General features: G+C 39.3%; 12 protein-coding genes and 1 other annotated feature. Of the genes, 9 read left to right on the top strand and 3 right to left on the bottom strand.

All coding sequences use genetic code 11. The features are described 5' to 3' along the window. The first annotated feature begins 89 nt into the window (after nt 1-89). The 3 genes from tnpA (IGK77_RS13620) to IGK77_RS13610 all read left to right on the top strand — a co-directional run bounded on the left by tnpA (IGK77_RS13620) (nt 90) and on the right by IGK77_RS13610 (nt 4,466). Nucleotides 90-545, top strand: a complete 456-nt coding sequence (gene tnpA / locus IGK77_RS13620) for an IS200/IS605 family transposase (protein WP_100917284.1) — start codon at nt 90-92, stop codon at nt 543-545. Nucleotides 546-981: 436 nt separating this feature from the next. Continuing rightward, nucleotides 982-2,694, top strand: coding sequence for an ABC transporter ATP-binding protein (locus IGK77_RS13615; protein WP_071867916.1), 1,713 nt, complete (start codon nt 982-984; stop codon nt 2,692-2,694). 2 nt (nt 2,695-2,696) lie between these two features. Then, nucleotides 2,697-4,466: an ABC transporter ATP-binding protein gene (locus IGK77_RS13610; protein ID WP_074801979.1), complete on the top strand. Its 1,770-nt coding sequence runs from the start codon at nt 2,697-2,699 to the stop codon at nt 4,464-4,466. 801 nt (nt 4,467-5,267) lie between these two features. Here IGK77_RS13610 and IGK77_RS13605 read toward each other — a convergent pair. The 3 genes from IGK77_RS13605 to IGK77_RS13595 are packed head-to-tail and all read right to left on the bottom strand — an operon-like array spanning nt 5,268 to nt 7,455. Next, nucleotides 5,268-5,843 (bottom strand): tRNA (mnm(5)s(2)U34)-methyltransferase, encoded by a 576-nt coding sequence (locus IGK77_RS13605; protein WP_074801976.1) that lies wholly within the window; start codon nt 5,841-5,843, stop codon nt 5,268-5,270. Next, nucleotides 5,837-6,799 carry a TIGR01212 family radical SAM protein gene (locus tag IGK77_RS13600; RefSeq protein ID WP_071867919.1) on the bottom strand — a complete coding sequence of 321 codons (963 nt, stop codon included), beginning with the start codon at nt 6,797-6,799 and terminating at the stop codon, nt 5,837-5,839. Before IGK77_RS13600 ends, IGK77_RS13605 begins: the two co-directional genes overlap by 7 nt. Further along, the gene (locus tag IGK77_RS13595) at nt 6,799-7,455 is read right to left on the bottom strand and encodes a phosphatase PAP2 family protein (protein ID WP_071867920.1); all 657 of its coding nucleotides are present in this window, start codon (nt 7,453-7,455) and stop codon (nt 6,799-6,801) included. The genes IGK77_RS13600 and IGK77_RS13595 overlap by 1 nt, the downstream gene beginning before the upstream one ends. Before the next feature lie 365 nt (nt 7,456-7,820). On the opposite strand from IGK77_RS13595, the gene IGK77_RS13590 reads away from it, so the two are divergent. The 6 genes from IGK77_RS13590 (at nt 7,821) to IGK77_RS13565 (ending at nt 22,942) form a co-directional block, all read left to right on the top strand. Next, entirely contained in the window at nt 7,821-9,854 is a 2,034-nt protein-coding gene (locus IGK77_RS13590; protein ID WP_074801973.1) for a LysM peptidoglycan-binding domain-containing protein, read from the top strand. Nucleotides 9,855-9,924: 70 nt separating this feature from the next. Next, nucleotides 9,925-10,137, top strand: a binding site (T-box leader). 90 nt (nt 10,138-10,227) lie between these two features. Continuing rightward, complete coding sequence (leuS, locus tag IGK77_RS13585) at nt 10,228-12,642, top strand: leucine--tRNA ligase (protein WP_074801970.1); 2,415 nt, start codon at nt 10,228-10,230, stop codon at nt 12,640-12,642. Nucleotides 12,643-13,225: 583 nt separating this feature from the next. Then, nucleotides 13,226-17,263 (top strand): hypothetical protein, encoded by a 4,038-nt coding sequence (locus tag IGK77_RS13580; protein ID WP_438713221.1) that lies wholly within the window; start codon nt 13,226-13,228, stop codon nt 17,261-17,263. A gap of 260 nt (nt 17,264-17,523) precedes the next feature. After that, nucleotides 17,524-17,979, top strand: a complete 456-nt coding sequence (gene tnpA, locus IGK77_RS13575) for an IS200/IS605 family transposase (RefSeq protein WP_100917284.1) — start codon at nt 17,524-17,526, stop codon at nt 17,977-17,979. A gap of 719 nt (nt 17,980-18,698) precedes the next feature. Continuing rightward, nucleotides 18,699-22,469, top strand: coding sequence for a hypothetical protein (locus tag IGK77_RS13570; RefSeq protein WP_074801413.1), 3,771 nt, complete (start codon nt 18,699-18,701; stop codon nt 22,467-22,469). Between the two features lie 158 nt (nt 22,470-22,627). Continuing rightward, nucleotides 22,628-22,942 carry a PTS cellobiose transporter subunit IIB gene (locus tag IGK77_RS13565; protein WP_010734143.1) on the top strand — a complete coding sequence of 105 codons (315 nt, stop codon included), beginning with the start codon at nt 22,628-22,630 and terminating at the stop codon, nt 22,940-22,942.

Raw genomic sequence — 22,942 nt, 5'->3', positions numbered from 1 at the left:
GGGGAATAAAAGGTTCTACCAAAAAGCCCTTCCTATCGTTAAAATATGATTGTTCAGGTCATATTGATAACGAAAGGAAGGGAAAAGAAATGGCTAATAAAGCAAATAGTTTAGCCCATACAAAGTGGCTGTGCAAATACCACATTGTATTCACACCAAAGTATAGAAGAAAAATCATCTATAATCAATATCGAGCAAGTATTCAAGAAATTATCAAACGACTATGTAAGTATAAGGGAGTAGAAATCTTGGAAGGACATATGATGCCAGATCACGTCCATCTATTATTGAGTATCCCACCAAAAATAAGCGTGTCAAGTTTTATGGGTTATCTTAAAGGAAAGAGTGCATTGATGATTTTTGATAAACATGCAAATTTAAAATATAAATTTGGCAATCGACATTTTTGGGCAGAAGGATATTATGTAAGCACAGTGGGATTGAATGAAGCGACCATAAGGAAATACATTCAAGAACAAGAGAAACATGATATAGCGCTAGATAAATTGAGCGTTCGAGAATACGAGGACCCTTTTAAGGGTTAGAGAGTAGAACAAAAACCTTTTTAAAGGTAGGCAAAAGTGACAAAGGCAATATGGCTTGAACATGAAATGAGAAAGCCAGCGTCTTTAGGCGCTGGCCGGTGTTAAGGGCTTATAGCCCTAGAGCAAACCACCCTTTTGAAGGGTGGTTATGATTGTGGCGAGCAAGATAGGTGCTAAACGGATTGGAAATAAGCATAATAAAGAAGAATTCCATAACGTACCTTTTATAGTGAGAGGAAGATAAACTCAAGAAGAAAGAAGGTGTATTTAAAAACAGACACTTTAAAGTTTCTTTCTATTATAAAAGTAGTTCCAGCGTTAAAAAATTACAGGTTGATTTCTTTTTTCAAACATGGTAAATTGTTAGTCGGTCTATTTTTACGAATTATAAAATAGGACGATTTATTATAAAAAAAGAGAGGTGTAAGTCACAAATATGAAGCTTATTTTAAAACATGCAAAAAACTATCGATTAGCTGTTTTTGTTTCTTTGCTTTCTGTCGCACTTATGGTGACAGCTACGCTTTGGCAACCTAAGTTGTTGCAACAAGTACTAGAAGCAATCATCACGGAAGACAGCGATGAAATGCGTACGATTGGCATTTCTTTGATTAGTTTAGCACTCCTAGGTTTAGCAGCTGGAGTCACGAATACGATATTTTCTGCTAAAGTCGCACAAGGTGTCAGTGCAGATATCCGGGAGGAAGCGTTTCGCAAGATCCAGACCTTCTCATTTGGTAATATTGAACAGTTTTCTGCTGGTAATTTAGTGGTGCGCTTAACGAACGATATTACGCAGATCCAAAACTTAGTTATGATTTCTTTGCAATCTTTGTTCCGTATCCCGTTTCTGTTTATTGGTGCATTTATTCTTGCGATGGCAACAATGCCTCAGTTGTGGTGGATCATCGTTCTTTTGATCGTTACTGTATTCTTGATCACAGCGCTGTCCTTTACACGTATGGGCAAGCACTTTATGATCATCCAAAAACTGATCGATAAAGTTAATAGTATCGCAAAAGAAAATCTAATGGGGATTCGAGTAGTCAAATCGTTTGTCCAAGAAGAAAATCAGTTGAATGAGTTTAGTAAAGTCAGTGAAGATTTAACAAAGCACAATATCATTGTTGGAACATTATTTTCAGTCATGATTCCCTCATTTATGTTAGCTGCGAACTTAGCTGTGGTGGGCGCAATCTTCTTCGTCAGTGATCTTGCAAAAGATGATCCAACCCTGATTGGTGGTATTGCTTCATTTATGAACTATTTGATGCAGATCATGATGGCGATCATCATTGGCGGTATGATGATGATGATGACCTCAAGAGCTGCCGTTTCATTGAAACGGATCAAAGAAATCTTGGATACTGAACCAGATTTAACTTATCTAGATGTACCTGAACAAGAATTGACTGGTTCTGTTCGTTTTGAAAACGTGTCTTTCCGTTATCCTGGTGATGATGCAGACACACTCAAAAATATCACTTTTTCGATCGAGCCTGGTGAAATGATTGGTATTGTTGGGGCAACCGGAGCAGGAAAGTCAACTTTAGCACAATTGATTCCACGCTTGTTCGATCCAACAGAAGGAAAAGTAGAAGTTGGTGGTGTTGATCTACGACAAGTGAATGAACACAGTTTAAGAAATACCGTTTCGTTTGTTTTACAAAAAGCGATTCTTTTTTCAGGCACGATTGCCCAGAATCTACGTCAAGGGAACAAGAATGCAACAGAAAAGGATATGGAGAATGCTTCTTCTATCGCTCAAGCCAAAGAATTTATCGAGAAATTAGCTGATCGTTATGAAGCACCAGTCGAAGAACGTAGTAGTAACTTTTCTGGTGGACAAAAACAACGTTTATCTATCACACGTGGTGTGATTGGTCATCCAAAGATCCTGATTCTAGATGACAGTACCAGTGCATTAGATGCTCGTTCAGAAAAACTAGTTCGCGAAGCCCTTGATCGTGAGTTGAAAGACACGACAACGATCGTTATCGCCCAAAAGATTGCTTCTGTTGTCAAAGCAGACCGCATCTTGGTATTGGATGAAGGAAAACTAGTGGGTGAAGGAACGCATGAAGAACTCGTTGCGAACAATCAGGTATATCAAGAGATTTTCGAAACTCAAAAAGGAACGGAGGAGTAGCCATGACTGATTTGATTAAAGCAAGTAAGTTTTTCTATCATTATTTAAAGCGGTACAAGGTTTCCTTCTTCTTTATCTTTATTACTGTGATTGCAGCAACTTACTTACAGGTGAAAGCACCTCAATATATCGGGGAAGCTTTCCAAGAATTAGCAAATTACATCGGTGCTTTGATGCAAGGTGTCGATGATAAAAGTAATTTCCTTTCGATTATTTGGAAGCTTTTGATGTTTTATGTTTTAGCCAGTGCGGCAAATTTTATTTACAGTATTTTATTTACACAAGTGGTCGGGAAATCAACGAACCGGATGCGTATTGGTCTATTCAATAAATTAGAAAAATTAACGATCCGCTTTTTTGACTCCCATCAAGACGGAGAGATTCTTAGTCGCTTCACTAGCGATTTGGATAATATCCAAAATAGTTTGAACCAAGCACTTCTTCAAGTGATCACGAATGCGGTTCTATTAGTTGGTATCTTGATCATGATGTTCCGCCAAAATGTCCAACTTGCTTGGGCGACGATTGCTTCTACACCGGTAGCGATTTTGATTGCTGTCCTAGTCATTCAAAAAGCCCGCAAATATGTAGACATCCAACAAGATGAAGTCGGTAAATTGAATGGTTACATGGATGAAAAAATTAGTGGCCAACGCGTGATCATCACGAATGGTCTGCAAGAAGAAACAATCGAAGGCTTCTTAGCCCATAATCAAACTGTTCGTGAAGCAACATTTAAAGGACAAGCATACTCAGGGTTGCTTTTCCCAATGATGCAAGGCATGTCTTTAGTTAACACCGCGATCGTGATTTTCTTTGGTGGATGGTTAGCGTTGAATGGTGATCTGGAACGTTCAGTAGCGCTAGGATTAGTAGTTACTTTCGTCCAATATTCCCAACAATATTATCAACCATTGATGCAAATTTCTTCTGGCTACAGTATGATCCAATTAGCGATCACTGGAGCGCGAAGACTGAATGAAATGTTTGCTGAAAAAGATGAAGTGAAGCCACAAAATGGCAAACCATTTGCTGGAATCGAAAAAGGCTTATCATTAACGAATGTTGATTTTGGTTATAGTCCAGAGAAATTAGTCTTAAATGATGTTTCCATTGATGTGAACAAAGGCGAGATGGTTGCTTTAGTAGGCCCAACTGGTTCAGGTAAGACAACGATCATGAACTTGTTGAATCGCTTCTATGATGTGAACGGTGGCTCTGTGAGCATTGACGGAACAGATATCCGCGAGTATGATTTAGACGATTTGCGTCGACATGTCGGAATCGTTCTACAAGAATCAGTTCTATTTTCTGGCACGATCCGAGACAATATTGTCTTTGGTAAACCAGATGCAATGGATGAAGAAGTAGTTAGCGCAGCGAAACAAGCAAATATCCATGACTTTATCCAGACGCTAGAACATGGCTATGATACTCACGTCTCTGAAGAAAATAATTTGTTCAGTACGGGGCAAAAGCAATTGATCAGTATCGCGCGAACAATCATCACGAATCCAGACCTATTGATTTTAGATGAAGCAACAAGTAACGTGGATACAGTAACTGAAGCAAGAATCCAAAAAGCAATGGATGAAGCGATCAAAGGTCGGACAAGTTTCGTGATCGCCCATCGCTTGAAGACGATTTTGAATGCTGATCGTATCGTCGTTTTACGTGATGGTAAAGTGATCGAAGAAGGAAACCATCACCAACTATTAGCAGAAGATGGCTTCTATGCGGAGTTGTATCATAATCAGTTTGTGTTTGAGTAGGCGGTTGGGACAGAAGTGTTCAGCCTTATTTCCGAAGAGGTTCCTTCTGTTACCGCCGTTTATTCGGTTTTAGGTGGTGGGAGAGAACGAATGTCTTACTCCCGTCATTGTGTAACGAATGTTCAAATGGAAGTCGAAAAACACCAAATCAAGAAGCCCTTGGTTTGGTGTTTTTCATGTAATGCAGTCTGATTGGTGCTTTTGGATGAATCCAAACATGAACCTTGGAAAATTAGCAAGGCTAATGTACTTATGTAACAAAAGTTGTGGCAAATAGTTTTCAGTTATTGGAAAGTGAATCTGTGATTTCTTATTAAGTCAGGTCAATGATTTTAGGAACCATGACTATGTAAAATAAAAAGCACTTAATCAAGTATTTCTCTTGATAATCGTTTGATCAATAGAAGTAACGATGAATTTCTATTCTAAATACACAGACACACTTGAATGTTAATTGTATTATAGTATAATGTATTCAACAAAGAACAGGTTCATATTACGACCAAAAACCACTAGCTGGCGGGCTAGTGGTTTTTGTCTAAGCGTGTTACATAGTAAGGAGAACATCATGGGTATTTTAGGAATCCTAATAGCCATCATCAGTTTTATTTTGGCAGTAGGCGTAACAATATTGATCATTCGTGTGCTAAAACAGTATTTCACCAAATCATAGGACAAATGTAAATCAAGTGAATACCATTAAGAAAATGGCATTCTAATTGGTCGTTAGGTTTTGGTAAAAAAATGAAAAACCTCTTTATCTTCTCAGTTTTATCACACTAGAAGATAAGGAGGTTTTTATTAGTTGTGGCTTTTCTTTTTTTCGATACAATACAAGATCGGAGGATTATTTTTTTGATTGATAAATTGATAATTCAAAACATTGAATTGTTCTTGAGGCAACGCTTGGCAAAAGTTTTGTACCATATCTAGTTCTGCTTCGCCACCTTGATGGCCATAATAAACGACGATGATCATGCGACCTTGTGGAACTAAACGTTTCAAGATTTCTTCCATCGCTGTTTTTGTCGTTTCAGGTAGCGTGATGACGGATTTATCACTTTTGGGTAAATAGCCTAAGTTGAAGATGACGGCTTTGATGGGTTGTTGTTCAGAAATGACCGTACCAATGGTTTCATGTCCTTGTAAAAACAGGGTCGTCCGCTCCAATAAGCCGTTTTCTGACAATTTCTGTTGCGTGGACGCCAATGCTTGTTTTTGGATATCAAAACTATATACCTGACCGGTTTTTCCGACTTTTTCTGCTAGAAAAACGGTGTCATACCCATTACCCATCGTCGCATCAATCACATGATCTCCCGGTTGGATGATTTCCTCCAATAGCGTATGGCTAAAATGAAGTGCCGTTTTTAACATCCGCTTTTGACTCCTTCTCGAATATTGTACTTTCCTTGGTAACTATTGCGACGAATCATTTCTTCATCGATCGCATTCAAGACTTCCCATTTTTTCAAACTCCACATTGGCCCGATCAAGGAGTCCCAAGGTGCATCACCAGTCAAACGATGGATGATGATCTCTTGAGGAATCATTTCCAGTTGGTCACAAATGACAGATACATAATCTGCTCGACTCATCAACTGCAGTCTGCCCTCATGATAGTCTCGTAACATCTTCGTTTTACGCATCAAGTGCATCAAATGTAGTTTGATTCCTTGGATATCAGAATCTAAGATCGTGCGACGAACATTTTCCCGCATCATTTCCAAGGATTCTCCCGGTAAACCGTTGATCAAATGCGTACATACACGTATGTCGTGCTTCCGTAATTTCGCAACACCGTCTAGGTACGTCTGATAATCATGGGCTCGATTGATCAGGATGGAGGTTTCTTCATAAGTCGTTTGTAAGCCCAATTCTACCCATAAATATAAACGTTGATTCAATTCAGCTAAGTAATCAACGACTTCATCGGGTAAGCAATCTGGTCTAGTACCAATTGATAAACCAACGACACCCGGTAGATTGATGACCTGTTCAAATCGTTCACGAATGACTTCGACTGGCGCATGGGTGTTTGTGAAATTTTGAAAGTAAACGATGTATTGATTCACTTGTGGCCATTTTTTGTGCATCATATCGATTTCTTTTTGAAATTGGATCGGTAGTGGCTCTTCTGGAGCAACGATCATATCACCAGAGCCAGAAACACTACAAAAGGTACAGCCACCATGGGCAACTGTCCCGTCACGATTGGGACAATCAAAGCCACCATCGATCGGTACTTTAAAAATTTTTCCACCAAATTCATGGCGTAACGCATAATTCCAAGAATGGTAACGTTTATTTCCTTCAGCATAAGGAAATTCCATTAAAATCCCTTCTTCCTATTTGATTGTGTAAATGGCAAGCGTTGTTGGACATACCAAGGATAAGTCAAGCATAACCAAAACAGGCTCAAGCTATAACCACCGAGGATATCACTAGGATAATGGACACCCAGATAGACACGACTAGCGCCAATACTCAGAATCAATAAACCTAACAATACTTGGATCATCCATGCCCATTCTCTCGTCTTGATCAAAGATGGCATCAAAAAAATCAGTGTGCCATACAAGATCATACTCGTTGCGGCATGTCCGCTGGGAAAACTATATGTCGTTTCGACCACTAAATGTTGAAGACTTGGACGGTCACGCATCACCAACAGCTTGATTAGTGGATTTAATATCCCAGCAACTAGCACAAAGTTGAAGATGAACCAATACAGTTCTTTTCTTTTTTTCTTGTGCCACAACCAAAGAGCAACTAATCCAAATACTAAAATGACAGTTATTGCATTTCCAAATGTCGTGATCAACCGCTGAAATGGATTCCAATCAGGATAAGGAATACGAATCCAATGGGTCAGTGTTTGGTCAAAACTAGACAATAGATCCACGCGAAATAAGACAAGTAGACTCAACGCTAGAAAAAGCAAGAAGCAACTTGCGGCTGAGATTTGGAAGATTCTTTTATTTTTCATTTAACTCCTCCTTCATGCCCAACCATTATAGCATTTATTATAAGAACGAAAAACAAGAGTTTTCTATTCCTGTTCACTTGGATCAATGAATAAAAACATATTGTTATGCAAGTTGTAATGTAATAGCAACCCTCAAGTAATATAACCGACATATTTAATTTAAAAAATAGGTGGTCATATATAATTTAATAACTCGGAATCGTTTGATTAAAGGGTTAACAAAAGCGTCAAATCAAAAAATTACGAAAGATTACATAAAGATTACAAAACAACGTAATAGTCTTAAATAACTTTTAATAAATATTAAGAGAAGTTATAATTATTGATAAGGATAGATAAAAGTAATTAAATATGGGGGATAGTATATGCAAAAGGAATTAGTAGGACGAAAAGAACGCAGACGTCTGGAACAAGCAAAGCGTTACCGTAAAGTAAAGCGAAGTGCGGCAATCGTCGGAACCGCAATGGTGGGCTGTTCAGCTGTCGCACCAGTATTACAATCAGTCGCTGTCAATGCGGATGAAACACCGATCCAAATGAACTCTCGGATCAATACCGCCGCATTTATCACAGAAATTGCCACATTTGCACAACCGATCGCAAACGCGAATGATTTGTATGCGTCAGTAATGATCGCTCAAGCAGTCGTCGAAAGTGGTTGGGGTGGCAGTACATTATCACGTGCACCGTATCATAACTTATTTGGGATCAAAGGAAGCTACCAAGGACAAACTGTTTATATGGACACGCTTGAATTCTTGAACAACCAATGGGTGACGAAAAAAGAACCTTTCCGTCAATATCCTTCTTTCGCAGAGTCTTTTAGTGACAATGCCTATGTACTTAGAAATACTTCATTTGGTAATGGCTACTACTATGCAGGCGCTTGGAAGAGTAATACTCGTTCTTATACGGATGCTACTGCCCATTTGACAGGACGCTATGCGACGGACCCAAGTTATGCGACAAAATTAAACAATCTTATCATGACGTATGGCTTGACTAAATATGACACACCAGCAACTGGAAATGCAGGCGGTGGTGCGACTACTGGCGGCGGCAATACGATCAATACAGGGAACACAGGAAGTACAAATACAGGAAGCACCAACACTGGAAGCACGAATACAGGAAATACTAGTGGAAGTACGACTACTGGTTCAACGACGTACACAGTAAAATCAGGTGATTCTGTTTGGGGCATCTCAAATGCTCATGGCATCTCAATGGCGCAATTGATCGAATGGAATAATATTAAAAATAATTTTGTTTATCCAGGACAAAAGTTGACGATCAAAGGTGGTACAGCTGGCGGTTCTTCAACAACAAATTCAGGAAACAATACAGCTTCTACAGGTAGCAGTTCTGCTGGAACAACAACAAACAATTCGTCCGGTACGCGTTATACAGTCAAAGCAGGTGACTCTGTTTGGGGTATCTCGAATGCCCACGGCATCTCAATGGCACAATTGATCCAATGGAATAATATCAAGAATAATTTTGTTTATCCAGGACAAAGCTTGATCGTTTCTAATGGTGGGTCTGCTTCTGTAAATACACCATCGACACCAAGCACAACACCATCAACACCAAGTACAGGTGCTTCAGTTTCTGGTGCAAAATATACGGTCAAAGCAGGTGATTCTGTATGGGGTGTGTCTCATGCCCATGGCATCTCAATGGCACAGTTGATCCAATGGAACAACATCAAGAACAACTTTATTTACCCAGGACAACAGTTGGTTGTTTCAAATGGTGGCGCATCAAGCACTGCATCAACGAATCCAGCACCTTCAACAACGACGAATAATCCAACGACTTCAAACACAGCAAGCCAAGGCTCAGGCACCTACACGGTCAAAGCAGGGGAATCTGTGTGGAGCGTCGCAAATAAAAATGGGATCTCAATGAATCAATTGATTGAATGGAACAATATCAAAAATAACTTCATCTACCCAGGTCAAAAGCTGATTGTAAAAGGCGGTAGTACAGCGGCGGCAACATCTACACCGACAACAACACCGGCAGCTGCTCCAAGCACACCGAATACGTCAGCAGCAACGAACACATCAACGTCTGGTGATACGATCTATACGGTCAAAGCAGGTGAATCCGTTTGGGGTGTAGCTGACAAACACGGCATCACGATGGATCAACTGATCGAATGGAACAATATCAAAAACAATTTCATCTATCCAGGCCAAAAAGTGGTCGTGAAAAAAGGAAATACAACAGCAGCACCTACGTCTAATGATGGCAAACGTTACACAGTCAAAGCAGGTGAATCCGTTTGGGGTGTAGCTGATAGCCATGGCATCTCAATGACTCAATTGATCGAGTGGAACAACATCAAAAATAACTTTATCTACCCAGGTCAAAGTTTGATCGTTGCAAAATAATCGTTCTAACTGAAATAATAGTTGATTGATTCAATAATATTTGTTACTATGAAGCTACTAAAAATTTAGTTGATCAACGTTTGAAAAGGAAGTAGTAAAAAGTCGAAAGTTTTAGAGAGCACATGGTTGGTGAAAATGTGTACGGACGCTTTTGAACTCGCCTTTGAGTTGCACCTGCTGAACAGTTCTCCCAGTAAGCAGAGGCGGTGACGACCGTTACAACGTTCAAGGCCTTGTTTAGTAAGGCAAAATTAGGTGGTACCACGTAGATTACGTCCTATAAAAAGAGCAATCTTTTTATAGGATTTTTTTGTTTTTCAAGGCCAGCTTCTAAAAGAGAAACAGATCATTACATCAAAATAGGGGGTTCAAGATGAGCTATAATCACAAAGAAATTGAAAAAAAATGGCAAAAATATTGGGCAAAAAATAACACCTTCAATACGCATGATGAACCAGGTAAACCAAAATTCTATGCGTTGGATATGTTTCCATATCCATCAGGACAAGGTCTACATGTTGGGCATCCAGAAGGCTATACAGCAACAGATATCCTAGCTCGTTTCAAACGTAGTCAAGGTTTCAACGTATTACATCCAATGGGGTGGGATGCATTTGGACTACCGGCAGAGCAATACGCATTGGACACAGGCAATGACCCTGCAGAATTTACGCAAAAAAATATTGAAACCTTCCGTCGCCAAATCAATTCACTTGGTTTTAGTTACGATTGGAATCGTGAAGTCAACACAACAGATCCTGAGTACTACAAATGGACTCAATGGATCTTTACTAAATTATACGAAAAAGGCTTAGCCTATGAAGCAGAAGTAGCAGTGAACTGGGTACCAGAACTAGGCACCGTGATCTCAAACGAAGAAGTGATCGACGGCAAAAGTGAACGTGGTGGCTATGATGTTATCCGCAAACCAATGCGTCAATGGATGCTGAAAATCACCGCTTATGCAGATCGTTTGATCGATGACCTAGAGCTTGTGGATTGGCCCGAAAGCATCAAAGAAATGCAACGTAACTGGATCGGTCGTTCAGTCGGAGCAAATGTCACGTTTAAAGTGGCTGGCACAGATAAAGAATATACGGTCTTTACCACACGTCCAGATACGTTATTTGGGGCAACCTACTCTGTGCTAGCGCCAGAGCTAGATTTAGTTCGTGAGATCACAACTCCGGAACAAAAAGAAGCAGTCGAAGCGTATATCGCAGAAACAGCAAAAAAATCAGATCTCAAACGAACAGATCTTGCTAAAGAAAAAACAGGTGTATTTACAGGGGCGTATGCGATCAACCCAGTAAATGGCAAGGAAATCCCTATTTGGATCGCTGATTATGTGTTAGCCTCTTATGGGACAGGTGCGATCATGGCAGTACCGGCACATGATGAACGTGATTATGAGTTTGCACAAACGTTTGATCTAGAAATCTTACCAGTCATCGAAGGTGGCGATATTTCAACAGCTGCCTACACAGAAGATGGTGCGCATATCAATTCTGATTTCTTGAACGGATTGAACAAAGAAGAAGCCATTGATGCGATGAATCAATGGTTGGAAGAACATGGTGTTGGGAAAAAAGAAGTCAGCTATCGTCTGCGTGATTGGTTATTCTCTCGTCAACGTTATTGGGGTGAACCAATCCCAGTCATCCATTGGGAAGACGGCACAGTGACAACAGTAGCAGAAGAAGAATTACCACTACGTTTACCAAAAACAAGCAATATCCAACCAAGTGGAACAGGGGAATCACCATTAGCAAACATTGACGAGTGGGTCAATGTCGTTGATCCTGAAACAGGTAAAAAAGGACGTCGTGAAACGAATACGATGCCTCAATGGGCAGGAAGCTCATGGTATTACCTACGCTATATCGATCCACACAATAAAAAAGAGCTAGCTAACTATGAAAAACTAGAACGCTGGTTACCAGTAGATATTTATATCGGTGGGGCAGAACATGCAGTACTTCACCTATTGTATGCTCGTTTCTGGCATAAATTCCTTTACGATATTGGCGTGGTACCAACAAAAGAGCCTTTTGAAAAATTGTTCAATCAAGGAATGATCCTTGGAGGAAACAACGAAAAAATGTCTAAATCTCGTGGCAATGTCGTCAATCCTGACGATGTCGTGGAAGCATATGGTGCGGATACTTTACGTCTCTACGAAATGTTCATGGGACCATTAGACGCATCGATTGCTTGGAGTGAAAATGGCTTAGAAGGTAGCCGTAAATTCTTAGATCGTGTTTGGCGTTTGATCGTGGACGAAAACAATAAAATGCGTGATCGTATCACGACACTGAATGACGGTAAACTTGACAAAGTATATCACCAAACAGTTAAAAAAGTCACAGAAGATTACGAAAATCTACATTTCAATACAGCGATTTCTCAATTGATGGTCTTTGTCAATGAAGCATATAAAGTCGATGCCTTACCTTATGAATATATCGAAGGATTCGTACAATTACTTGCACCGATCGCGCCACATATCGGTGAAGAGCTATGGGCGATCCTAGGAAATGAACAAGATCTTTCTTATGCACCATGGCCAACTTATGATGAAGCTGCTTTGATTGAAGACGAAGTAGAAGTCGTCTTCCAAATCAATGGAAAAGTTCGTGCAAAAACTAGTGTTGCACGTGACTTATCAAAAGAAGAACTAGAAAAAACAGCGATGGACGATGATAGTATAAAAGAACAACTAGACGGAAAAACAATCAGAAAAGTGATCGTGGTTCCAAATAAATTAGTCAATATCGTCGCAAATTAATAAGTAAGTACTAATAGAAAAGAATAAAAACGAGATGCCACATTCTCATGAAAATCATTTGGATTTCATGAGAATGTGGTTTTTTTTATAAATTTCCTTTTGAGGGAAATTTTATTATCAGTAATAATTTCTTATTTTACTCTATATAATAGTTATCCCCTTTTGTCCAAGGAATAGTAACTAATCTAGTGTAGATAAGTAAAAGGTAAAGTCGAAAAAATAGTTATCAACTGAAGTTCATATGTGGGATGTTTTTTTACCTTGCTAACGGTAAAAAAAGATTTTATTAGTATTTTAAAATTATGGATAATATTTGTATGGCATTTGCATTATTATTTTTTGAGTTTTTTTTCATTTTTTAGCGGGTTTGAACCATTGATTCCACATAAAAATCCTACTTATAACTCGCAATGATTTTTGCGAAGGTGCCTGAGCTAACTACATACCTTTTATTTATAGCTGAACTTTGCAGAAAACTTACGATCGAGTAGCTCGTTTTAAACGATTACTTATCTCAATCAGCTTATCCAAAAAGATAGATGATTACATGCATTGTCAAAAAATAAGAGAGGGGAGAGAATTTTTGAAAGCAAAAAAAATACGGATTATCGCTACCTCATTCCTATTGTTTCAACAGGCATTGCTACCTTCAGTGGTAATGGCAATAGAAAACGAGTCGATAGCTAATACAGAGATCATTGAAGAACAGCCAGAAAGCCACTTATCTGAAGAAGCAACAGACGTGGTCGAAGAACAAGAACCAATTACTCACGAAGAGCCTGAAGTAGTAGTGGAAACTCCTGAAGCCCCATCAGAAGTGGCAGAAGAAGTGCCACCTATGGAAGCACCATCAGAAGCACCAGCGACGGAGGAAACGCAAGAAGAAGTGCCACCACTTGATGAAAGTCCGCTATCTGTCCATTTGGGACGGCTGAACTTAACTGCACAAAACGTAGCAGAATTAACCAATCATGGGAGAATTTCCTATATCCAAGCTATCTTGCAAAATGCCATCAACCGAACCATTACTTTAGGCAACGAGGTGAATGCAACAGCGACTTTCTCTGTGACCGTACCGACACATTCAATGGTTCAGCGAGTAGGCAATAGTAATGGATGGATTTCTTCTATTGTCACGGATAGTCCTGCCGGAATGCCCGACGAATTTTACACACAGATGTATTATGGAAACCATTCGACTCACCGAAATACCTACACACTGACGAATATTTCGTCAAGTAACGCAGCGGTGAGTGTATCCGCCACTGTGACCATCAATTCCAATTTTACATCAACGATCAATTTTACAGTTAGAAGAGTACAGGCGGCAAGTACGACCGTAGCGTTAGATGTCCGTGGAAATGTCGGTTTAGGTACGACAGGTGTTGCGACTCAGTTTACACACATTGCGACCCCAAGACATGTGATGAATCTTAGTTATACAGGGGAAACGATTGGACAATTGACAGTGAATGCGGAAGATGAGGGAGAAGAGGAAGAAGAGGAGGAAAAGGAAGAAGTCGGTGTTCATGTGAATGTGACGGTTCAGGCCACAAGAAATCAAACGTTATCACAAGAAGTGATCCGAAGTTGGTTCCATACATTACCAGGTTCAGGAAATTGGCGTTTCTCCACGACAAGCCTTGGATCTGGTTGGTTTCCTGGTTATACTAATCAATTACCAGTTTATCTTATCAATAATTCCACTGGTGGAATCACACGATTTTGGACAAATGTGACGGTCGTAGACACTGAAGCACCTACAGGTATGGAAAAAACTGAATGGACAAATATTCAAGCAAATCGTCACCGAGATTTTAACCAAGAAGAATTACGTTCGGTTATAAATAATCTTCAAGATAATTGGTCTACGTTGAGTAATATTAGAATGGCATCTACAAGAAGCTTGATGGAATTAGAACCTAACTCCACTCATTTAATTAATCTAAATGCAACAGATGAAAGTGGAAATACACAAAATTTTTACGAAACAAGAATGCGTATTATAGACACATTAGCCCCTACAGGGACAGTGAAATCAGAAATAATCGATCTTTCTAATGTTGAAACAAGCATTCCCTCTCGTTCGGAAATCATGCAATTTTTGAATAATGATTTGGAGGACAATTGGACATTAAGAGATGAAATTATCGTCCAACTGTTAGACAGTAATGGGGAAGTTATCAATTTGCAAAATCTAGAACCATCAAATAGCGTTCATACAGGTTATATTCGTCTAGAAGATGAATTTGGGAATCAATCGGCGCTACAGGAAGTGAAATTTAATCTGAGAGATATCGAAGGACCAACAGCAAATGTCACGACTACGCCAGTAGATTTTGAAGCCACAAGAGTGAATGATTTGACAAAAGAAGACATTATGAAATTCTTTATCGATGATCCAGTGGATAATAGTACACCAACGGATCAAATCGATATTTCATTAATCGATAGTTCTGAGAATACAGTAAGTATCAGAAATGTTGCTCCGTCAATAACAAATGTCTATGACGCAGCAATCCGTCTAACTGATGAATTTGGTAATTTTCGTGATTTACCAGTTACGTATCGTGTAATAGATACAATATCTCCAGACGTTACGACCAATACAACTACTAGAGATTTACAAGCACGACGAATTGGCGGACTTGAACGCTCAGAGTTATTACCGTTTGTTGATTCGATGTCGGATAACTGGACCTTGAATGATGAGATTAAATTATCATTGCTTGACTCGCTGGGTACGGCTACTTCGATTGCTGGAGTAGCACCTAACTTACTCCAAACATATACAGGATTTTTAAATGTAGAAGATGAAGCAGGCAATGCGAATAGAAATAAAATGATCAATTATCGCGTAATCGATACACAAGCGCCGACAGGAAGTGCTAAAGGAACTTGGACAATTTTTGAAGCTAATCGTCATCGCGATTTTACCCAAGAAGAATTACGACTACTATTTCATAGTATTTCGGATAATTGGACATTACCAGAAAATATTCGATTAGAAAATCATCGCCATTTATATGTTTTATCTCCGAATGATCCAAATGGATACCATCCAATGGATATCACGGCAATTGATGAAGCTGGAAATGAACATATTTTTAGAGGAACTATGCCAAGAATAGTTGATACTACGGCGCCAACTGCTAGCTTCAAAGATGAAGTCATTGATTTTTCTACGCTCACTTCGAATACGTTCTCTCGAACGGATTTGTTGCGATTTTTCAGTAGCGCCCCTGTCGACAACTGGACATTACCAGAAAATATCACCATCGAATTAGTCGATAGTCAAGGAAATGCATTTGCGTTGGATGACTTGGAGTTCCAAGAATATACAGGCTATATTCGTTTGGAAGACCAACACGGGAATCGTACGGATCTACAAGAAGTCAAATTTCTTGCAGGAGATAACGAAGGACCGACAGGGAACGTCATCACGACACCAGTCGATTTTCAAGCACGTCGAGTGAATGAATTGACGAGAGACGAGCTATTAAAGTTCTTTACCGAAGATCCATTGGATAATACGACAGCAACCGATCAAATTGATCTTTCTTTACGTAATAATATTGGCGAAACTGTGAGTATCGTCAATGTTGCACCTTCGCCAACCATTTATGATGCCAACGTTCGTCTACAAGATATTCGAGGCAATTACACGGAATACGCTGTTAACTATCGCGTGATCGATACACAAGCACCGACCGGTTCGATCAATCAGACAACGACTGTCTTTGAAGCGACGCGTACACGTGATTTTACACAGGAAGAATTACGTTCTTTACTTATTGATTTAGAAGATAATTGGACAGAACGAGAAGCAATCACGTTAACAAATAATGTTCCGTTACATACTATGCCTCCTCATAGTCCTGGTGAATGGTATTATGAGCTACAGGTGGATGCCACGGATGAAGCAGGAAATACGACTACGTTTGAAAAAACGAAAGTTCGGATTGAAGATACCACAGCACCTGAGGGGGTATTAAAAGATCCGTTAGTATTCACAAAAGGACAAACAGCTCCAAGCGGACGAGAATTTCTAGATGGTGATCCGACCGACAACTGGTCATTGTCACCAGATATTCAAGTGGTAGTTACATATGAAAACAATGTCGCGTTCGCAGATTTAGAAGTGGGAACGTATGGTGTGACAGTCACTTTGACGGATCAACAGAGAAATTCTCGAACATTGAACAGTCAAGTTACGATTTTAGAAGATACGTCCGAGTATATCGATGTGACGATCCCGATGAATGTGTCCTTTGCCCAAAGCAAAGAAAGTAATGGTATTGTCTCACCAACTTATCAAATCCAAAATAATGCGGAACGTGCGGTCCAAGTGTCAGTAAGTTCAGTCGTTAGTCAATCAGAAACGGAAAAACTAACAGAAATCGACCTTGGAGTGAAAAACAATCTGAATGATAATCAAGTGATGTTGATCTCATCAGGTAAAAATCTCAATAACCGCAGAGAACTAGGAACGATTGACGGACATAGTACTTCTTTCTCCTTCTCATTATTTGGCACAGTTGGCGAAAACTTTGATTTTGAAAGTTTGGACGATCCATTGAATCCGATTTACAGTATGCGCTTGAATTTCAATGCACAGTAAAAAAAAATTTTTATCAAATGAAATAGGTGAAGAGAAAACCTAGCATTCTTTATAGAATAATAAGAGAACAGTAAGAAAGTAAATGCTTTCTTACTGTTTTTTTTATTATTGTCTTTAGACCAAGTTGAGCTCGCAAAGCGAGTGAAACAGAAAACCACCTGCTATGCGGGTGGGGAATAAAAGGTTCTACCAAAAAGCCCTTCCTATCGTTAAAATATGATTGTTCAGGTCATATTGATAACGAAAGGAAGGGAAAAGAAATGGCTAATAAAGCAAATAGTTTAGCCCATACAAAGTGGCTGTGCAAATACCACATTGTATTCACACCAAAGTATAGAAGAAAAATCATCTATAATCAATATCGAGCAAGTATTCAAGAAATTATCAAACGACTATGTAAGTATAAGGGAGTAGAAATCTTGGAAGGACATATGATGCCAGATCACGTCCATCTATTATTGAGTATCCCACCAAAAATAAGCGTGTCAAGTTTTATGGGTTATCTTAAAGGAAAGAGTGCATTGATGATTTTTGATAAACATGCAAATTTAAAATATAAATTTGGCAATCGACATTTTTGGGCAGAAGGATATTATGTAAGCACAGTGGGATTGAATGAAGCGACCATAAGGAAATACATTCAAGAACAAGAGAAACATGATATAGCGCTAGATAAATTGAGCGTTCGAGAATACGAGGACCCTTTTAAGGGTTAGAGAGTAGAACAAAAACCTTTTTAAAGGTAGGCAAAAGTGACAAAGGCAATATGGCTTGAACATGAAATGAGAAAGCCAGCGTCTTTAGGCGCTGGCCGGTGTTAAGGGCTTATAGCCCTAGAGCAAACCACCCTTTTGAAGGGTGGTTATGATTTTAGTTAAAAAAATTATTTATGAGGAAAAGGTTTGGAAGTTCTCATAGAAAAAAACATTAATTTGTACTTATAGAAATTTTGGTTTTAGATAGAGGGTGAGAATACGGAAACATGAAGAGAAATCAGCAATATATAGTGAATATCAAGAAAACATATCGAGCAATTCGGTAACAATATGATTAAAATTCAATGTTTGTTTCTCTAATTTAAAGTTAAAACCATTTTTTTTGCCTTTCTAACGGTAAAAAAAGATTTTGTTCCTATACTGGAATTGTGGATAATTTTAATGTGGAATGTGTACTATCTTTGTTAGATATTAAAAAACATTCAGTGAAAGAATTACATAAAACAATTATTCGATCGTGAGAAGGCGATTCTGCGAACTGTTTATACTGAATGAAACAGATACATCCTCTATCTGTATGAGCCATTAGGCAGCTTTTTTGTGATCAAGCACATAGTTTTTTAACGCCTACATATAGTTACCAGTTGATCTCAAAGATGCATACAGTCAGTAGGTTTAACATGCACATTCTAAAAGAAAGAGAAAGGGGGACAGAATTTTTGAAAGCAAAAAAAATTCGGATGATCGCTACTTCAGTCCTATTGTTCCAACATACATTGTTGCCATCGGCAGTATTTGCCATAGAAAATGAGACGATTGCTAGTACGGAAATCATGGAAGAGCAGTCAGAAAGCCACTTATCTGAAGAAACACCAGAAGATGTTATAGAAGAACCAACAGTACAAGAATCAACAGTACAGGAACCAACAGTACAAGAAGAGGCTCCGGAGGAATCGATCCTCTCTGAGCAACCAGCGACTGTAGAGGAAACACAAGTGGTCGAAGAAGAGCCAGTTGTCTCAGAAGAACCAACGACGGATATACCAACTGAGGCAACAGTTTTACCACCACTTGATGAAAATTCGCTAGTGGTGAATTACTTAGCACGCTTGAATTTGACCACAGAAAATGTGACTCAATTAACGAATCATGGTAGGAGTTCTTATCTTGAAGGTGTATTACAAAATGCGATCAACCGAACCATTAATTTAGCGAATGCCGCAAACTCAACCGCCAGTTTCTCTGTCACTGTACCAACACACTCATTGGTTGAGCGTGTTAATGGAAATAATGGTTGGATTTCATCGATCGTCACGGACAGTGATGCCGGAATGCCGGACGAGTTTTACACACAGATGTATTATGGGAACCATTCAACGCATGGAAACACGTATACTTTATCGAATATTTCTTCAAGTAATGCTGCTATAAGTGTAGCAGCAACGGTGACAATCAATAACAATTTCACTGCAACTATCAACTTCACAGTAACAAGAGTACAGGCGGGAAATGAAGCTGTAACGTTAGATATTCGCGGAAATGTTGGTTTAGGTACGACAGGGGTTGCGACGCTATATCCAAACATTGCGACACCAAGAAAAGTGATGAATCTTAGTTATTCAAATGAAACGATTGGACGATTGACGATCAATCCAACAATAACTTATGTAATTAAAAATCCTGTGACGATCGAAGCCCAACGTCCAGCTCGTGTACCCAGTGATACAATACGTGATACTTGGTTTGATTCCGTACCTACGTATGCGCGTAATTATTATTACTATGTTGCTGGTACGATAAACAACAATATGTGGTATCCAGGTCGAACTGGTTCAATGACAGTCAATGTAGCAGATTCTTCCAATTCAATCGTCTATGAACGCATTTCGACAAACTATGTCGTGGTGGACACCACACCACCAGAAGGAACGGCAGTCGAAGATTTCGTCACAATCCAAGCCAATCGTCACCGAGATTTTACCCAAGAAGAGTTACGATTATTAGTGAACGGATTGAAAGATAATTGGTCAGAATTAGAAAACATCACATTAACTTTCGAAAAAAAATTATATAACCTTAGTCCTAGTACAAGTTATCAAGATTGGGTGAAATTGACAGATGAATCTGGTAATGAACGTTCATTGCTCAATACGAAGTTGCGTATTACTGATACCATAGCGCCAACAGGGACAGTGAAATCAGAGACGATCGACCTCTCTGGGGTAACAACGGCTATTCCTTCACGGACAGACCTTTTGGCATTTCTGAATAATGATCTGGATGACAACTGGACATTACCAGAAAACATCAAAATCGAACTCGTTGACAGTAATGGTTCAGTGATCAATTTACAAAATTTAGAGTCAGAGGATAACATTTATACAGGCTATATTCGCTTAGAAGACGCACAAGGAAATCAATCAAACCTACAAGAAGTAAAATTCCAGGGAAGAGATGCGGAAGGTCCAACAGGAAATGTCACAACATCACCAGTTGATTTCCAAGCGCGAAGAAGTGAAGAATTGACGCGAGAGGAACTCTTAAGTTTCTTTACGGATGATCCTCTAGATAACGTGACACCAACCGATGAGATTGATCTTTCCTTACGTAACAATGTTGGCGATATCGTGAGTATTGTCAATGTCGCACCGTCAACGACTGTTTATGATGCGAAAGTTCGTTTACAAGACCAAGCAAACAACAAGACAGAATATTCAGTCAATTATCGGGTGGTGGATACACAAGCGCCGACAGGAACAGTCAGAAATCATTGGACGGTGTTTGAAGCCAATCGTCATCGCGATTTTACCCAAGAAGAATTGCGCCAGCTAATTGATAATTTAGCAGATAATTGGTCAGAGTTAGAAAATATTCAACTGAAGAATCATCGTCACTTATATGATTTGTCTCCGAATAGTGGAGGGACTTACCATCAACTGGATCTCACGGCATCCGACGAATCCGGGAATGAACACATTTTTGACAATACCATGGCACGGGTAGTGGATACTACGGCGCCAACCGCTAGCTTCAAAGATGAAGTCATTGATTTTTCTACGCTCACTTCGAATACGTTTTCTCGAACGGATTTGTTGCAGTTTTTCAACGGTGCCCCCGATGATAACTGGAGCTTGCCAGAAAACATCACCATCGAATTAGTCGATAGTGAAGGGAATGAATTTGAGTTAGACGACTTAGAGTACAAAGAATATATTGGCTTTATTCGTTTAGAAGATGAACAAGGAAATCAATCGGCGTTACAAGAAGTCAAATTTCTTGCGGGAGATAACGAAGGTCCGACAGGAAATGTCGTCACGCAACCTGTTGATTTTCAAGCACGAAGAAAAGATGAATTGACGAAAGATGAACTATTGCAGTTCTTTACTGAGGACCCATTGGACAACACGACACCAACCGATCAAATTGATCTTTCCTTGTGTAATGATAACGGGGATATCGTAAGTATTGTCAATGTTGCCCCATCGACAACCGTTTATGATGCGAATGTTCGTCTAGAAGATATCCGAGGAAACTATACGGACTATTCGGTTAACTATCGCGTAATCGATACGCAAGCACCAACTGGTATAGTTAGAAACCATTGGACGGTGTTTGAAGCCAATCGTCATCGGGATTTTACCCAGGAAGAATTAAGGGAACTAATCAGCGATTTAGCGGACAATTGGTCAGAGTTAGAAAATATCCAGTTGATAAATCATCGTCACTTATATGACTTATCTCCGAATGGATTCAATGCCTACCATCCAATGAATATTACAGCAACCGATGAAGCTGGAAATGAATATATTTTTAATAATGCCATGCCACGGATTGAAGATACTACGGCACCTGACGGAACATTAAAAGATCCGTTAGTGTTCACGAATGGGCAAACAGCACCAGCGCCTCGTGAATTTTTAGATGGTGATCCGACCGACAACTGGTCATTATCACCAGATATTCAAGTCGAAGTTGCGTATGAAAACAATGTGCAATTTACCGATTTAGCGGTAGGTGATCATGGTGTAACGATCACCTTAACAGACGAAGCTGGCAATGCTCGGACATTGAACAGTCAAGTCACGATTCTAGAAGATACGTCCGAGTACATTGATGTGACGATTCCTACAAATGTATCCTTTGCGGAGAGTAAAGAAAGTAATGGTATTGTCTCACCAACTTATCAAATCCAAAACAATGCGGAACGTGCGGTCCAAGTGTCAGTGAGTTCGGTCGTTAGTCAATCAGCTACCGAAAAACTAACAGAAATCGATCTAGGGGTGAAAAACAATCTGAATGACAATCAAGTCATGTTGATCTCATCAGGTAAAAACCTCAATAACCGCAGAGAACTAGGAACGATCGAAGGACATAGCACTTCTTTTTCCTTCTCATTATTTGGTACAGTTGGCGAAAATTTTGATTTTGAAAGCTTGGATGATCCATTAAATCCGATTTACAGTATGCGTTTGAATTTCAGTGCGCAATAATTGAGAAGAAGTTGCACAGCCGTGTGACTTCTTTTTTTTTTACGTAATTTTATAACTATTTTCCTAAGCGATACGGAAAAATCTATTTTGAAAAGAAAGCGATTTCATTTTATAGTGAATGTAAGAAATTCAATCAAAAAAATAGAGGAGTGATCGTAATGAAAAAAGCATTGATTATTTGTGCCGCAGGAATGTCTTCTTCGATGATGGCATCAAAAACAACAGAATATTTTAAAGGAAAAGGCGAAGAGGTATTTGTTGACGCGGTTTCTGCAACAGAAGGGGACAACCAAATCAAGACAAGTGATTTCGATTTGTTCTTGATCAGTCCTCAAACTACAATGTACTTGGATAAATTTGTTAAACTAGGAAAAACAGTAGGGAAACCGGTCGTAAGTATACCATTCCAAGCGTATGTTCCTATCCCTACGGGTATCCAAAAATTAGCAGAGCTGATTGAGGAAAATATATAG

It is taken from the genome of Enterococcus sp. DIV0806c (assembly GCF_051710905.1).
In the GTDB taxonomy this organism is placed as follows: domain Bacteria; phylum Bacillota; class Bacilli; order Lactobacillales; family Enterococcaceae; genus Enterococcus_B; species Enterococcus_B mundtii.
The sequence above is the reverse complement of the archived record's forward strand: the minus strand, read 5'-3'. Positions and strand labels throughout refer to the sequence as shown.